Source organism: Microscilla marina ATCC 23134 (genome assembly GCF_000169175.1).
Lineage (GTDB): Bacteria > Bacteroidota > Bacteroidia > Cytophagales > Microscillaceae > Microscilla > Microscilla marina.
Genome location: NZ_AAWS01000016.1, coordinates 137,950 through 154,633, shown reverse-complemented (window position 1 = coordinate 154,633; position 16,684 = coordinate 137,950). Strand labels below are relative to the sequence as shown.

The following is a 16,684-nucleotide window of genomic DNA, read 5'->3' as shown; positions in this document are numbered from 1 at the left end:
TATACGTTGACCGGACAAAAGCAGTAGTAATATTTTCTGTGTTTTTTATCATTTTTGTTCTCTTCTAATTGCCTTTGTATAAACAAAGTGAAATAAATAATTAGCTGATTTATAAATAAAAAATGTATTTTTTCAACAATATCCTGCAAAGAACACCTCTATATTGAAATTCATTTTAATAAAAATCATAAAATAACTAAAATTAGAATGTATGCATTGTACAACCAATTATTCAATATTGGGATCAGGGTATGTCTAAAAATTAGTTCATGGTTTTGTTTTCAAAGGTGAAAAAAAGCAATTTTCAACTCTGAAGACAACATTTAAACATACCCTCATGACCAAAACTGATTCACTCCAAAACAATCAAAAGTACTCAAATGATACATTCCAATTACAAATTACACATTTACTTTATAGTTATCTTGCTGGCAAGCAACCTGTTTTTAGGCTGTACTAAAAAAGAAACCCTTTTACCCAAACCTAAAACTCCTGCCTCGACCAAACTAACCACAATCGCAAGCACACGGTCAGGGTCAGGTAGCGACATCATGTTGCAAGGCTTCCACTGGAACTCCTGGCAGTATGGTACTTGGAACATTGTCAAAAACAAGGCAAATGAGATCAAAAATGCAGGCTTTTCTATGGTTTGGCTTCCGCCCGTATCTAAGTCTACCGGAGGCACTGGTTACCTGCCCAACGAGTGGTATCAGATAAACTCTGACCATGGTGCAGGTAGTGAGCTAAGGGCAGCGATCAACGCCTTGAACAGCCACAACATCAAACCGATTGCCGATATTGTAGTAAACCACCGAGTGGGTACTACCAACTGGGCAGATTTTACTAACCCTTCTTTTGGCAACAATGCCAACGCTGTAACCAAAGACGATGAATGGGGACAAGGTACAGGAAACTACGACACAGGCGATAGTTATAACGCGGGGCGAGACCTTGACCATACCAACGGTTCGGTAAGAAATGAGATTAGAAACTGGCTCAACTGGCTTAAAAATGATGTAGGTTTTGCAGGATGGCGTTACGATTATGTAAAAGGCTACAGTGCGTCTTATACCGGGTTATATAATGACCAAACCACTCCTTATTTTTCGGTAGGAGAACTTTGGCCTGACATTACTGGCAATTATTATGCGTCGGGCAATGGGGTGAACTATCACCGCCAGAAAATTATGGATTGGATCAACGGTACTGGCAATAAATCTACTGCTTTTGACTTTACAACTAAATGGCAGTTGATGCTTGCCGTAGAACGAGGAGAGTACTGGCGATTGAGAGATGCTCAAGGTAAACCTATAGGCGCCATTGGTTGGTGGCCACAAATGTCGGTTACTTTTGTAGATAATCACGATACGGGGCCATCGCCCAATGGTGGACAAGACTACTGGCCTTTTCCAGCTGATAAAATAGAAGAAGGTTATGCGTATATTTTGACTCACCCTGGCATTCCCTGTGTATACTGGCCTCATTACTTTGACTGGGGTGCCCAACTGAAAAACAAGATCAAATCGTTGATTTCAATCCGAAAGTCTCAGGGGATTACGGCCACTAGTTCGGTAGTTATTCGGGCAGCCGATGGAAATAAATACGCTGCTATTGTTAACAACAACACCGCAGTAAAAATAGGAGGAGGCGATTGGTTGCCAGGCAGTGGTTGGTCGCTTGCAGAAAGTGGCCGCAACTGGGCAGTATGGAAACGATAAATTTATAATTTTTGTGCATGCATACGACACCGGGTAAACTTATTGCCCGGTTTTTTGTTGTATGTAGGCAAGCACACATTGCCTGATGAGTTTGCATTAAAAGAGGTGGAAAAGTAATTTGGAAGCCTTTTTTTGTAATTTTTATTTTTTTTAATTATGTATATATTGACCACAAATTAAATGGAAAGATAAAACAGATATTCTCCATTTTTTTAACATCAATACTGTATATTTAAAACATAAGTAGTAAGTTTCCATTATTCCTTTGAGCGCCCACAAAGCCTCAGCGAGTTTTTACGAACACGATGGAACACATTTCAAACAATTTAAAAACCAAAATTTTAAATGATGAATCAAATGAAGAAAAACTTACCAAATTTAATGTTGTCCTTATTAGTAATTTTTGCTGTAGGCTGTAAAGATCCTTTGGCAGAAATGGCAAAAATAATGGAGCAACAGCAACTTACAGTAGAGCCTAATCCTCTTGAACTGCACGGCGGCAACGTAGGATTTACTTTGTCGGCAAAACTGCCTGTAAAGATGATGAAAAAGGGGATTACTTACGGGTTGGAAGTTGACTATGTATCAGGAGATATTACTAAATTTACCAAAGGTAAAGATGGTAACAAGCCTGACGGTGTAACCAAAGCTGGGGTTATTGAGCTTGAAGGTGACAAGTATGCTGGTGGAACTGAAGAGCCAAAAGTGAGCAAAAAAATGAACTTTGCTTACGAAGACAAGCACGAACAAGGTTTTGTCATTATTACTGGTGTAGCCAGCAAAGGTAAAAAAAGTAAAAGATTTGGACCTATTGGTGTAATGAGCGCTGGTAACCCTGTAGTAGGTGTAGCTACTACCAGCCGTTTGGTGAGAAACCCTGTAGATGGTATTTCTAACGCTGCTGGTAAAAGCCCATTTGCTTATGCTCAGGATGGTTGGACAAAAGAAAGCGATAAAACTACTTCTTACAACATCAACTTTGAGCAAGGAAGCGCTCGCGTAACCGCCACCACTGGTGACAATAAAAATACAATTGATCTTGCCAAAGCTACTTTCAAAGCAATGGCTTCTCAATTTGCCAAGGTTGATAATATCCCTGAGTTCAAAGCAAACGGGGCAAGCTCTCACTCTCCTGAAGGACGTGTAGCCATCAACCAAAACTTGCCAGGTCAGCGTTCAAGCGCAGTTGGTAATCAAATGAAGATGATGATGAAAGCTTTTGACTATGGCAAGAAAGTAAAGAAGTTTGACTTTCAGTTTGATAACAAAACTTTGGAAGCTACCTGGCCAGAATTCAAAACTTTGGTACAAGGAAGTTCTTTGAACGAAGATCAAAAGACTGAGGTAGTAGGTATCGTAGACGGAAGCGGTGGATTTGTAGAAAAAGAAAAGAAACTACAAGGCCTTGCTTACTACAATACAATGATGGACGAGATTTACCCAAAAATGCGTTACGCAAAAATGGACATCACTGTACCAGGTCAGGCCAAGACTAAGGCTGACATGGAGAACATGTTGGATAAAATTGTAAAAGGTGAAGAGCCAGCAGACAAATTGACTGAGACTGAGTTCTTGTATATGGCTGCCAACAACCCTAACTACACCAACCGTGTAAAATGGTTAGAAAAAGCAGTAACTAAATATGATACCTGGAAAGTAAACAACAACTTGGGTGCTGCTTACTTAGATGTAGCCTTATTGACCAAAGACAACTCTTATGTTGATAAAGCATTGGCTTCTTTTGAAAAGGCAAAGGGTAAAAAAGAATCAGGTGAGATTTACTACAACATGGGAATGGCTTACTTGATGAAAGGTGACAATGCCAAAGCAGAAGAGTCTTTTAAGAAAGCCGTAGAAATAGGAGCGGGTGACAACCCTGCGATGACTGGATTGTTGAATGGAATCAAAGGTTACTATGCGATTCAGCAGGCTACTTCTCGCGACGATGGCAAATACAAAGAAGCTTATGAGTTGTTAGCCAGTGCAGCCAGTACTGTACCTAACTATTTCAACAAAGGTTTGGCTTACTTGTTAGAGGCCAACGACTACGAGCAAGCAAAGGCTTCGTTCAATGCTGCGGCAAAAATGAATGACAAAGATGCCACTACTTTCTATGCATTGGCAGTAGTAGCTGCTCGTCAGGGCAACGAAGGAGAGCTTACTCAAAACTTGAAAAAAGCAGTAGAGTTGAAGAGTGACTTGAAGGCAAAAGCGTTGAAAGATGCAGAATTCTTTAAGTACAAAACCAAGGCTTCATTTATGGATGCTATCAAGTAATGTTGATTTTAAAGGGGCATTTACAAACTGGATACTTTGATAAATTATTTACTTGAAGCATACCATTTGTAACTTGCTACTTAAAATATACAAAGCCTGTTCTGAAAAGAGCAGGCTTTTTTTAGTACTATTGCTCGTCATCACTTTACTCTAACAAGTGCGTATACTGAGATTTGCTCAAGTGCCCATTTATCCATTCGGCGTCAAGTTCGGCACCTAGTTTTTTGTAAAACTTAATCGCCGGTTCGTTCCAGTCAAGTACTTGCCAACTAATACGATGACAGTTTTCGTCTTGTGCCTTTTGAGCAATCGCCTTAAATAAATGAAAGCCTGCTTTGTACTGCCGATACTTCTCTTTTACATACAAGTCTTCCAGGTACATACTTTTGCCTTTCCAGGTAGAATAACGGTAATAATACAACGCCATTCCTACTACTTTGTCCTCCAACTCTGCCAGAAAAAAACCATACAATGGCTGACTACCAAACCCATCGGCAAGTAATTGCTCCTCAGTAGTTTTCACCTCATCCAAAGCTTTTTCGTACAGCGCCAACTCTTTAATCATTTCAAGCAAGGCACCTACATCTTCGGGTTTACCTGCCCTTACTTTTATACTGTGATTGCTCATAAAATTTTGTGGGTCAAAATACCATTAAAACATATCAGCAAGTTTGTTGTTTTTTCAGAGAAAGACAAGTTTTAAACGTTTGGTCACGAGTACTCAGCTTGTGGCCAATTATTCAAGAAAATAATAAAAAATGCCTGAATTACCCGAAGTAGAACGATTCAAACAATATTTTGAAGGTACAGCCTTGCACCAAAAAGTAGTACAAGTGGAAATTGCAGATGCAGGAGTACTTGCCTGTACCGCTGAAACCCTAAAGGAGGTAGCCGAAAAGCACACATTTGATAAAACCGACCGAATTGGCAAGTACTTGTTTATAGAAACGAGTGCTGACAAGGTGTTGATGATTCATTTTGGAATGAGTGGTTCACTTAAGTATTACCGCGACGATCCTCCTCGTTTTGGGCGGGTAGTTTTTCACCTTGCCAACGGTTTTCACCTTGCCTTTGACTGTCCCCGCAAATTTGGCCGTATAGATGTGGCAGACAACGTAAAGGCTTATCAAGCCAAAAAGAAACTGTCAACCGACGCTTATAAAATGAGTTGGGAAGAGTTTGAGCAAAATACCGCTGGGCGCAAAGGATTGATTAAACCGCTGCTGCTCAACCAGCAAGTAGCCGCAGGAGTAGGTAACTGGATCGCCGACGAAATATTGTTTCAGGCGAGGGTACACCCCGAAACCCGTACCAATAAGTTGAGTAAAAACGAGCTACGCCTGGTGTATGATAAAATGCGCGATATTTTACAAACTGCCGTCAGTCATGAAGCCAATTATAACCATTATCCTAAAGACTATTTTATTCATCGCCGAGGCTGGACTGATCAGAACACCGAAAACTGCCCCAATTGTGGCACCAAAGTGCATTATATGAAAGTAGGAGGACGCGCTACCTATTTGTGTGAGGTGTGCCAAGAACCACAGGAGGTATAGCATTTTTGCTATTGCAACAGACACACAGCAAGTGAACAATGACTTAACTGTTTTTTATGAAAAAAAAAACAACAACTTCGAACAGTTGGTGACACAGTGTATTGAACTAAACCAATATGTTGGGCTGGGAAACCCTATGTCTCATGTCTTGTTGATAGGTAAAGAGGCTGGTTTTGACCCAAATGACAAAAAAAGTATGGAAGAACACAAACAAAACGCCACCTACTTTCGGCAAAACCTATGTGGGGGTGTATACGCAGAGCAATATGTTCCTCCTGAAGGGTCAAACCTGAGAAACTATAACCATACCTGGCAAAAGTACCAAAAGCTTTATGATATAATCAAGGGCAGGAAAGACCCTTTACCCAACTATACAATAGATTTTGTAAGTAAAGTGTTTACTATCGAATTGAGTGACTTACCGTCTCTCAACACAAGTGATGCAAAGAAAGACCCGAATTTTAAACCCCAACTTGCTAAGAGGAAAAAATCTTTTTTTGAAAGTGATTTTATCCGTAGTTTTCGGGTAGTAGTAATCACCGCTTTAGATGCTGATTATATCATTAACCAAGGAGAAGGAGATGCCAGGGAAATAGACCGTATTTTTGAAGTAAACTTTGATAAAGAAGTACCCTTGGAAAATAGCAAGAATAAATTTTGGATTCACTACAGTAACAACACCAATCAGCCTAAGCTAGTTATTCATACCCGACAGTTTACAAATGGGGCTTCTAATGAGTTGTTAGAGAAAATAGGAGAAACAATTCAAAAGTTTATGTGTGAAAACAAGATACCATTCACTGTTTAAACTTATTGGGATGCTTATGATAAAAACCAAGGCAAAGGGTGATTGGGTGCAGTGAGCGTATTTGTATATTTACAGAAAAATACAATTTAAACATTTTGATTAAAAATATACTAGTCATAGCAATGGATTGCTTAACTTTGGGTAACCAAAAGCTATTGTATGAGTAACCAATATGACAAGATATTTAAAGAGAATGTAGGAGAGTTCTTTTTATCGTTGAGCGAAACTTACCTCAACATAAAGGTAGAAAAAAGCGAAGAGCTGAAAGACAAACTGCAAACTACGCTGGAGCGGGAAGCTGATTTTTTGAGAAAAATCACTACACCCCAAGGCGAACAAATGATTGTTCAGTTGGAGTTTCAAACCAACGACGAACAGGGAATGGTGGAACGAATGCAGTTGTATTTTGCTATTTTGCAACAAAAATATAAACTTTCCATACGCCAGTTTGTAATTTATGTCGGGAACAAACCACCCAAAATGCGTACTCGCCTAAATCCAGAAGAGATTTTTACAGGGTTTGAATTGCTTGACTTAAGTCAAATCAAGTATAAGCAATGGCTTGCGTCAAACATACCAGAAGAAATACTGCTCGCGGTACTGGGTGACTTTCAGCAAGCAGATGCTTTACAAGTTTTGAAACAAATAATTTCAAGACTTCTGGTACTAATTAAAGATCCTGGCACGTTACAAAAGTATATCAGGCAACTTGCTATACTTGCCCGATTGAGAAATTTAACTATTGAAACCGAACAAACATTAGATGATATGGCACTTACTTATGACATTGAAAAAGATGCTTTTTACCTAAAAGGTGTAAAAAAAGGCAAGGAAGAAGGAAAAGAAGAAGGGATAAAAAAAGGAAAAGAAGAAGGCGTAAAAGAAGGGATAAAAAAAGGTCGGGAAGAAGGTAAACAAGAAGAGAAAACAGCATTGATACTTGGTTTGTTGAAGTCAGGCAAAATGACATTGCAAGAAATCGCCAGCCTAACAAAAGTCACCGTAGCAGAGGTTCAAAAGATGGCTGATCAAATCAAGTAAAGTTTTCTTATGGCACTTACTTATGACATTGAAAAAGATGTTTTTTACCTAAAAGGAGTAAAAAGAGGAAAACAAGAAGGAATCGAAGAAGGGATAAAAAAAGGCAAAACAGAAATGGTGCTTGGCTTGATCAAATCTGGTAAACTTACCTTAAATGAAATTGCCCAGCTTGCACAAATTAGCCTGGAACAAGTGAAAAAAAATGCTGATCAAATCAAATAAAGTTTTCTTATGGCACTTACTTATGACATTGAAAAAGATGCTTTTTACCTAAAAGGTGTAAAAAAAGGAAAAGAAGAAGGCGTAAAAGAAGGGATAAAAAAAGGCCGGGAAGAAGGTAAACAAGAAGAGAAAACAGCATTGATACTTGGTTTGTTGAAGTCAGGTAAAATGACGTTGCAAGAAATTGCCAGCCTAACAAAAGTCACCGTAGCAGAGATTCAAAAGATGGCTGATCAAAAAAAACACCGATAAATTATCAAAAATAAGAATTTATCGGTGTCATATATAATAATTTACTTAGTACCCCATCTAAGCCTGCGCCAACTCCCCATCCATGTGGCGACCCAACGTATTTTGGTACATATCTTTGGCGTCTTCGGTCGTTATCAGCACATGAGTATCTACCTTAAAGTCGCTTATTGTAACCACTCCTACCTCAAAGAAAGGCACTGATTGCTCTTTCATAAAATCTTCAAAACGATCTTGGTCTTCAGCTTTGATAGTAACTACTACCCGGCTTTGCGACTCTCCAAACAAGAAAGCATCCTTGCGCACATCAATTTCGTCAAAAGTAGTCAATATAGAAAAACCTAAATCGCGCGGCATTGCCGACTCTGCCAAGGTTACAAACAAACCTCCGTCTGAGATGTCGTGTGCCGACTGTATTTGCTTGTCGCGAATCAACGCTTTCACTGTTTGCTGCAAGTCATACTCTGCCTCAAGGTCAAAGTGAGGAGCCGAAGACTCTTTGAAGTTGTGATAAGAAGTCAAATACTCAGATCCGGCAATATCATTTTTAGGTTCACCAATCACATAAATAATGTCACCCACATTTTTAAAGTCAAGCGTCATGCGGTGTTCAAGGTTATCCATCAACCCCAACATACCAATGGTAGGTGTGGGCAATACTGCGTTGGTTACATTGCCTCCCTCTTTGCTTACCGTAGATGCCTGGTTGTAAAAACTCACATTCCCACCCGTTACTGGGGTTTCCAGCTTTTCGCAAGCGTCAATAATGCCCTTCACACTTTGAACAAACTGCCAGTATACCTCTTGGTTGTAAGGGTTGCCAAAGTTTAGGTTGTTGGTAATTGCCACTGGATTGCCACCTGCACATACTACGTTTCTTGCCGATTCGCACACAGCAATCATTGCCCCTATTTTAGGGTCGGCCTGTACATAACGTCCATTGCAATCTACGCTAATCACAATTGCCTGATCAGCTCCTTTTATGTGTACTACAGCAGCATCAGCGGGCGAGTTGGTAGAGGCGTTGGCAGTGCCTACCATAGAGTCGTACTGCTCATAAATCCATTGGCGGGAAACAATATTAGGGTGTTTCATCAAAAACTGCGCAACCGCTGCATAATCGGTAGGCTCAGGAACATCTTCAGTCTTAAAATGCTTGTATTGCTGAAAATAGTCTGGCTCGGTATAGCTGTGTTCGTAGATAGGTGCATCGCCCCCCAATACCAAGGCGTTGGCAGGTACATCGGCCACCAACTCCCCTTTTTGAAAGAAACGCACATTGTTAGACTCCGTCACGGTTCCTATTTCAGCACAATTCAAATCCCACTTATCAAAAATATCAAGAATTTCCTGCTCTTTGCCCTTTTCAACCACTACCAGCATTCGCTCTTGCGACTCTGACAACAAAATTTCAAAAGGCAACATATTTTCCTGGCGCAAAGGCACCTTGTCAAGGTCAATGTCCATACCGTGCTCACCTTTGGCACTCATTTCAGACGACGAACATATAATACCAGCCGCACCCATATCCTGAATACCTACCACATTTCCGGTGGCAATTACCTCAAGGGTAGCTTCCAGCAATAGCTTTTCCTGAAAAGGATCTCCTACTTGTACCGAGGGCAAATCTTTGGCAGAATCTTCGGTAATGTCTTTAGACGCAAACGCCGCCCCGTGAATACCGTCTTTACCCGTAGCCGAACCTACAATAAATACCGGATTGCCCACCCCTAGAGCAATGGCGCTGGCAATCTTATCGGTTTCTACAATACCTGCCGAAAAAGCGTTTACCAATGGGTTGGTATTGTAAGAAGAGTCAAAATATACTTCACCACCTACAGTAGGTACTCCAAAAGCATTGCCATAATCGCCAATTCCTTTGACTACCCCACGCAACAAGTGTTTGGTTTTTTCGAGGTCAATATCGCCAAAACGCAAAGTATTGAGTTGGGCAATGGGACGCGCCCCCATAGTGAAAATATCGCGGTTGATCCCTCCTACTCCAGTAGCAGCCCCTTGGTAAGGCTCAATGGCTGAGGGGTGGTTGTGCGACTCAATCTTAAAAGCACACGCCAAGCCATTGCCAATGTCTACCAATCCAGCGTTTTCTTCGCCCGCTTCGGCAAGCATACGAGGTGAGCTTTTGGGAAGCTTCTTAAGCCACAAAATAGAGCTTTTGTAGCAGCAGTGTTCCGACCACATCACCGAAAAAGCACTGAGTTCGGTAAAATTAGGAGTTCGCCCCAATAGCTCCTTTATTTTCTCAAATTCTTCAATCAACAAGCCAAGTTGCATGGCAGTTTCTACGGTAGTGAGTTGCTCTTCCAAAGTAACAGTTTTATAGTTTAATATCTTTACAATCAGTTGATAAGCGGTAAAAATATACTAGGATTAAAGTGATTTTAGGATTTACAGGATTGATTAATGTTGGTATTCAGACAATTAGTCAAAATCCATCCTCAAAACCATTTTTGTTTAAGTATAAGAGAAGGTGAGCCGTTTATCAAATTATCAATAACGCAGCAAAAATACGGTAATTGGCTTAATATTATAAAGTCAGTCGGTTTTTTTTTAGCGGCAAGCTTTTAAACGTATAGGCAATAGCGTGGTGGAGGCTTTGTTTTTTAGTGACCTGGGTGACATTTGCACCAATCGATAGGGTAATCATCAAAAGGCTTGAATCTACTCCAAGCCTTTTTTCATCATTTATACGTGTTCAATCCGACTATATAGTAGTATAACTTTCTTCAGCTCCCCACAAAGCTTCTCTATCTCCTCTTCGGTATTGTAATAATGTACCGATGACCGCACCAAGGGGGGCAACTCACGCTCTTGCATATCTAGCAAAGTACCACTTTCCAGAATAAGTGAAGTATTGATTTGTACCTCTCTCAGTTTTTCAACAACAAACTCCGCCGGAATGCCCTCAATGCCCCACGAAACAATGCCACCTTTTACCAGCCCCAAGTCATACACTTGTACATTGGGCAACTCAACCAAACGCTGACGCAGTAAATTACCCAGCTGTTGAATCCGCTGCCAAATGTTCTCCATTCCCAGGTCAAGGGCGTATTGTACCGCCTCCGAAAGCCCCAGTCGGTTTGCCCGGTTATATTCATAGTTTTCAAAACGTACCCCATCGGTACGCATCTCATAGGCACTTTTTGCCGTCCATTTTGCCGAAGTCAAATCCAATACTTTGGGCTCTAAGTCTTGCAAAATACGTTCGCTTACATACAAAAAACCTGTGCCGCGAGGAGCACGCAAGTACTTTCGCCCAGTAGCCGAAAGCATATCACAACCAATTTGCTGCACGTCTACTGGCAACTGCCCTACAGACTGACAAGCATCTAATAAATACAAAACGCCATATTTTTTGGCAAGTTTACCTACTTCCTCGGCAGGGTTTACCAACCCTCCATTGGTGGGCACATGGGTAATACTTATTAGTTTTATCTTCCCTTCACTTGCTTTGTCTTCGGCAAGCAACTGCTCTAATGCCTCTAGCGATAGTTGCCCGTGTTTGTCATTAGGCACTACTTCTATTTTTATCCCATGTGTTTTTTGTGCTTGCAAATAATTGATATAGTTAGAAGCATACTCTGCCATAGCTGTTGCTACCCGATCGCCTGGCTGCAAGTCGAGCGCAAAAAAAGCTTTTCCCCAGGCAACCGTAGCACTTTCTACAAGGGCTATTTCGCTGGGTTGGGCATTTATCAGGCGGGCAACCCGTGTATAAGTAGTCTGGAGCTCATCGGCAAACTTAGCGGCTGTTTCATAGCCCCCATAGTTTGCTTCCTGGTTCATATAATCGCGCTGAACATCGATTACCGCTTGAGGTATGAGCGCTGCTCCTGCATTATTTAAATGAGTTACCTGAAGGCATCCTGGAGTATCAGCACGTAGTTTTTGTATATCCATATATTCTGTCAATTGTTTGGTTAGTAATTTTTTTCAATGTTTAATATCATTCCCTAAAATACTTCTATTTGCCACTGATCCAACTCCTTGTCCAGTCCGCGCCCATTGCCCGACACCTTGTCCATCAAATCCCAAAAATCCTGGCTATGGTTTTTTACTTGCGTATGACATAGTTCATGCAAAATCACATAATCGCGCAGGTGAGCTGGCAAACGCATCAAGTGCAAATTCAAATTAATTTTATTGTCATAACTGCAACTCCCCCAGCGGGTTTTCGCATTTTTGACATGTACCGATCTAAATTTAAACTGGTGTAAGGTAGCCAACTCACGCACCCTGCCCGGCAAAAAAACTTTCGCTTCCCGGCGGTAGGTTTCTACAATACAATGGCGAATAAAATCCTGGGTTTCGATACTCGCAAAATCAGTGTCAGGTGGGTATATAATGGTCAGCTTGGTTTGGTCAGCTTTGGCACGCAATTCCGACGAGGCATCTACTACAAATACTAACTCGTGTGAGAAAGTAGTAAACTGGGTATCGGGGGTAAACAGGGTAAGCTTGCCTTCCAGTTTTTGCATATTGGGTATGTGCTTCATCAACCAGCTTTTTTTCTCAAGCACCAGTTTTTCGGCATTGGCAAAGGTTACCCTGTGAGGTACCGTTACCCTTACTCCCTTCAAAGGCGCTATTTTTATATTTACTCGTTTGGCACGTTTACTCTTTACAAGCAACACCTCGCCTACACCTGCTATATGTATGGTTTTTTCTATCATTTTTTTAAAAGCTTCAAGCATCAAGTGTTCACCCCAAGTGTTAGCCTTCTTGCAGCTTATCGCTTGCACCTTGGGGCTAATACTTAAATATTCATTACCTGCCAAGCCAAACGCTGTGACAGTTGCTCAAACTCCTTGAGTGCCGCTGTAGCCTCTGGGGTCTCCATCTGGCCATTTTCCATCCACCCCTTCAGTTTTGCCTTTAGCGCCGATGCCCTACGCAATGGTTGTTCGCTGGTTTCGTAACTTTCGGCAGTTAGCCCAAACAACTGCTGCAAAACCTCATCCCACCGCAATGCTTTGGGGTGTGGCGTATAATTGTCTATGTGGTTGGCACCCTTATAATAAGGCTTTCGTTCTACAAAGCCTGTTTCGTCAAATTGCAACTCTACAATTTCCCAAGGGTCAAAGCTTGAGGCAATCAAGGGCGAATGAGTAGCAAATAAAAACTGTGCCTGTGGAGCAAGTCGAGTATAATAATCAATGGCCATACTTTGCATATTGGGGTACAACGACCGCTCTGGCTCATCCATCAACACGACCGTATTGCGCATGTTGAGCTTAAACAAAGGCGTGGCGGTCAAAATAATTTGCTTGGTACCCGTACTCCACTTACTATAAGGTACATTATCGCCTGCCAAGGTATTGACCTGAATAAATTTGACTTCTTCGCTAAATTTATACTCTGCCTTGGTGTTTACTTCTAGTTGAAACTGGTTCAAAATAGGATTCAACAAATTGCCCAAAGCCTCCAGCGGGTTGGGATTGTCGTTTTTCCATTGCCTAAACTGATCGCGTAGGTTTTCTATGGGCATGTCATCGTTTTCGAGCAAAGCTTCTGAAATTTGTCGACTGTAGTAGTTTCGGGCGTCTTCGTATTCTTGCAAATCCAGTAAGATCGACTTCCACAACTCCAGCGGATTATCGCTGGCAAAATTATACACCGTTTTGGTGGCAAGCTTTTCCCTTTCGGCAATAATTTTCTCTTTCATATTATCGCTCGTACGAATGTTCCGCAAAGGGTTTTCTACCACTTGGTTTTGCAAAATGTTGTTGATACTATCAATGGTTTCTGCCGGAAAATTCACCAATTTGTTATGGTATTTGTCATAATAGCCCTGCTCTACCAAGCCCGCAAAAAAAGTAGGTAAATCAATCTCAAAATCGTCTTGAGGGTCATAAATCAACACTTCTTTGTTGGCAATAAAGACCTCTACCGAGCGCATTTGGTCAAAGCTTGCCTTGATAGAAAAGTTAAAATTGCTGGGTGGCTTGGCGGTGTACAACTCGGCTTGAGTGCCATAAAAAAAATGAAGCAATACATTGTATAACTGGTTCAAAATGGTTGTTTTTCCGGTACCACTTTGGCCAATCAAACACACCTTGTCGAGCGGTTGGCCAGCCTTGGCGTGCCCTTGTGGGTAGGTGAGGTCAAGCCTGAAATCTTTGAATTGTTGAAAGTTAGGAATATTGATATGACTGATTTTCATAGACGCAAATATAATAGTTTATGGTAAAAAAATAACAGATATTGTCCAAGTGTGAAGTAAGATTTGGTATATACCATTAGAAGGTTGATCAACCAACCTGTTTTCTCATAAATGATAATTTTCAGATAAGAAATCAACATGCAAAAAGTGAAAATTTATTTAGCGGTCTTTGTTGGCTGTATGTGTACTATGGTAGCTTGTAAAAAGAAGGATGAGGTAGCCCCTAAAACAGCTGGAAAGTTTGGGCTTACCCAAATGCACGCCAACCAAAGAGTGCGCAAACAAGTGATTGATGGGGTAACTTATGTGCCTTACGAAACGGCTAAAAATCAGCGAACTACCGAGGTGGCAAACTTTGATTTGGGCAACCTTAAGGCGAGTAAATCATTTTATTTTATCCTAAGCAACAATGGTGATCGAGCCATCACCGATGTAACTATAGAGTCTAACAATCCTCAGTTTGAGATTTTCCCAAAATCGATTGATAAACTCGCCGGAGCTTCAGAAGACGGCATTGTACCTTTGCTTGAACTAGGGGTCATCCATGGCAACCGATTAAATGGAATAGGCTTTCAAAGCTTGTTGCCTATGGGCGACAACACTGTAGAGGTAACCATCAAAGGAAAAACCCAAGGCGAAAACGGCGAGGAAACAGTAGAGTTAAAAGCTGAAGTGAAACTATTTGCTCAGGTGATGGATATAAAACTATTTAAGGCCAATAATGAAGTAGACCTCAACAAAGTATCATATAGTATGCCTGTAGTCGAGCAATTAAATGGATTAGGTCGGATACGGGGCTATAGTGTTGGAAATAGTATAGTGACTATTGAAAACTCCGGCAACGTAAATATAACGTTAGAAATTCAACCAACAAATACTGATGAAGGTGATCCAATAATTACTCACACCCTAAGTGTAGGAGCCAAGTTAGAATTGGGTGTAATGTCAAAAAATAAAGTTTTTGCACTAGAAGGAGGTGGAGCAACCACTGACTATAAAAGAATAGCGATTGGGGATGATGGCAAAGGATACTTTGCAGTATCAAACATCTTTTAAATCTACCTTAAAACCTTACCCCCCCTCTATCCCATAAAACAAAACCAAGACACCTAGCACGCTAACAAAATGTATAGCGTGCTATTTTTTGCAATGGGTGGTTATCTTTCTTGTAAAAAATCAAGAAATTACGTCCATTTGAAGTCATCGTGTTTGGTATATACCATTAGAAGGTTTATCAACCAACCTGTTTTCTCATAAATGATAATTTTCAGATAAGAAATCAACATGCAAAAAGTAAAAATTTATTTAGCGGTCTTTGTTGGGTTAATGACTGCAGTTGTAGCTTGTAAAAAGAAGGATGCTGTAAACCCTTCTACACCAGTTACTCCCGACCCTGTGGAAGAAGTAAAAGTAAAAACGGCTGGAAAGTTTGGGCTTACCCAAATGCACGCCAACCAAAGGGTACGCAAACAAGTGATTGATGGGGTAACTTATGTGCCTTACGAAACGGCTAAAAATCAGCGAACTACCGAGGTGGCAAACTTTGATTTGGGCAACCTTAAGGCGAGTAAATCATTTTATTTTATCCTAAGCAACAATGGTGATCGAGCCATCACCGATGTAACTATAGAGTCTAACAATCCTCAGTTTGAGATTTTCCCAAAATCGATTGATAAACTCGCCGGAGCTTCAGAAGACGGCATTGTACCTTTGCTTGAGCTAGGGGTCATCCATGGCAACCGATTAAATGGAATAGGCTTTCAAAGCTTGCTGCCTATGGGCGACAATACGGTAGAGGTAACCATCAAAGGAAAAACCCAAGGTGAAAATGGGGAGGAAGCTGTAGAGTTAAAGGCTCAGGTGAAACTTTTTGCTCAAGTGATGGATGTGGAATTTTATGTAGATGGGCAAAAGATAGACTATGTTTCAAAACTCACTGTAGTAGGTTATAATGCCGGAGGTTTGGGAAGTCTATTTCGCTATATAACACCTACGGATGGTAAATTTGAGATTAAGAATGTTGGTAATGTAAAGCTTAACCTTGAATATAAAGGAACAAACTCTAACACGACTGATACTCAAGAGTTAGCAATTGGGCAATTTTTTAGTATTACACAAACACTTCATGCATCGCCTAATTATCTAGTTTCCATCAACGCTAATGGTACAGTCATAAACCCCAAACATGTTCCTATGGGTAACGATGGTAAAGGATATTTCTCTATAATATATCTTGATTAATTTACCTTTCAAACCTTACACCCCCTCTACCCCATAAAACAAAACCAAGACACCTAGCACGCTAACAAAATGTATAGCGTGCTATTTTTTTTGGCAAACTCAGGTTACCTTTCGGCAAGAGGCTGTATATACCCACGCAATTATCTTCTTGCTTTTGTGCAAAAATGAAAAAGTAGAAAAAATCAAAACCTTTTCGGAATAGTTGCGTAACAACAAACAAAGCAGTAAAGAAGTTCAATACTTCATATTATTAAAATACTGAAAATCAATTAATTGTAAATTAATTTAAAATTATTCGCAATTAATTTTGGAAACATAAAACTCTTTACACTACCTTTGTAGCACAAACCAAAAAAGAATAACAACTTTCAAAAATGAAATATTTAAA

Annotated in this window: 14 protein-coding genes; 9 read left to right on the top strand and 5 right to left on the bottom strand. The window is 40.5% G+C overall.

Annotation, left to right across the window (positions count from 1 at the left end):
* Window positions 1-380: 380 nt before the first annotated feature.
* Complete coding sequence (locus M23134_RS16770) at window positions 381-1,718, top strand: alpha-amylase C-terminal beta-sheet domain-containing protein (RefSeq protein ID WP_082226588.1); 1,338 nt, start codon at window positions 381-383, stop codon at window positions 1,716-1,718.
* Between the two features lie 357 nt (window positions 1,719-2,075).
* Window positions 2,076-3,995, top strand: a complete 1,920-nt coding sequence (locus M23134_RS16765; protein WP_232296811.1) for a tetratricopeptide repeat protein — start codon at window positions 2,076-2,078, stop codon at window positions 3,993-3,995.
* Between the two features lie 145 nt (window positions 3,996-4,140).
* On the opposite strand, the gene M23134_RS16760 is transcribed toward M23134_RS16765, so the two are convergent.
* Entirely contained in the window at window positions 4,141-4,623 is a 483-nt protein-coding gene (locus M23134_RS16760; RefSeq protein ID WP_002698178.1) for a GNAT family N-acetyltransferase, read from the bottom strand.
* Between the two features lie 130 nt (window positions 4,624-4,753).
* Between M23134_RS16760 and M23134_RS16755 the strand changes: the two genes are divergently transcribed.
* The 5 genes from M23134_RS16755 (at window position 4,754) to M23134_RS16735 (ending at window position 7,874) form a co-directional block, all read left to right on the top strand.
* A complete protein-coding gene (locus M23134_RS16755) occupies window positions 4,754-5,551 on the top strand; it encodes an Fpg/Nei family DNA glycosylase (RefSeq protein ID WP_002698177.1) in 798 nt (265 codons plus the stop codon).
* Window positions 5,552-5,582: 31 nt separating this feature from the next.
* Window positions 5,583-6,359, top strand: coding sequence for a hypothetical protein (locus M23134_RS16750; RefSeq protein ID WP_002698176.1), 777 nt, complete (start codon window positions 5,583-5,585; stop codon window positions 6,357-6,359).
* 159 nt (window positions 6,360-6,518) lie between these two features.
* Window positions 6,519-7,400 (top strand): RpnC/YadD family protein, encoded by an 882-nt coding sequence (locus M23134_RS42120; protein ID WP_002698175.1) that lies wholly within the window; start codon window positions 6,519-6,521, stop codon window positions 7,398-7,400.
* Between the two features lie 9 nt (window positions 7,401-7,409).
* On the top strand, window positions 7,410-7,622 hold the full coding sequence (locus M23134_RS16740) for a hypothetical protein (protein WP_002698174.1): 213 nt from the start codon (window positions 7,410-7,412) through the stop codon (window positions 7,620-7,622).
* A 9-nt stretch (window positions 7,623-7,631) separates the two neighbouring features.
* Complete coding sequence (locus M23134_RS16735) at window positions 7,632-7,874, top strand: hypothetical protein (protein ID WP_002698173.1); 243 nt, start codon at window positions 7,632-7,634, stop codon at window positions 7,872-7,874.
* A 57-nt stretch (window positions 7,875-7,931) separates the two neighbouring features.
* Here M23134_RS16735 and purL read toward each other — a convergent pair whose 3' ends face one another.
* The 4 genes from purL to M23134_RS16715 all read right to left on the bottom strand — a co-directional run bounded on the left by purL (window position 7,932) and on the right by M23134_RS16715 (window position 14,055).
* A complete protein-coding gene (gene purL, locus M23134_RS16730; RefSeq protein ID WP_002698172.1) occupies window positions 7,932-10,199 on the bottom strand; it encodes a phosphoribosylformylglycinamidine synthase subunit PurL in 2,268 nt (755 codons plus the stop codon).
* Window positions 10,200-10,577: 378 nt separating this feature from the next.
* Window positions 10,578-11,792 (bottom strand): cysteine desulfurase, encoded by a 1,215-nt coding sequence (locus M23134_RS16725; RefSeq protein ID WP_002698170.1) that lies wholly within the window; start codon window positions 11,790-11,792, stop codon window positions 10,578-10,580.
* 53 nt (window positions 11,793-11,845) lie between these two features.
* Window positions 11,846-12,565: a M48 family metallopeptidase gene (locus tag M23134_RS16720; RefSeq protein ID WP_045113754.1), complete on the bottom strand. Its 720-nt coding sequence runs from the start codon at window positions 12,563-12,565 to the stop codon at window positions 11,846-11,848.
* 83 nt (window positions 12,566-12,648) lie between these two features.
* Complete coding sequence (locus M23134_RS16715) at window positions 12,649-14,055, bottom strand: ATP-binding protein (protein ID WP_002698167.1); 1,407 nt, start codon at window positions 14,053-14,055, stop codon at window positions 12,649-12,651.
* A gap of 138 nt (window positions 14,056-14,193) precedes the next feature.
* Here M23134_RS16715 and M23134_RS16710 point away from each other — a divergent pair, with 138 nt between their 5' ends.
* Window positions 14,194-15,111 (top strand): hypothetical protein, encoded by a 918-nt coding sequence (locus M23134_RS16710; protein ID WP_157558514.1) that lies wholly within the window; start codon window positions 14,194-14,196, stop codon window positions 15,109-15,111.
* A gap of 228 nt (window positions 15,112-15,339) precedes the next feature.
* Window positions 15,340-16,296, top strand: coding sequence for a hypothetical protein (locus M23134_RS16705; protein ID WP_002698164.1), 957 nt, complete (start codon window positions 15,340-15,342; stop codon window positions 16,294-16,296).
* Window positions 16,297-16,684: the final 388 nt, after the last annotated feature.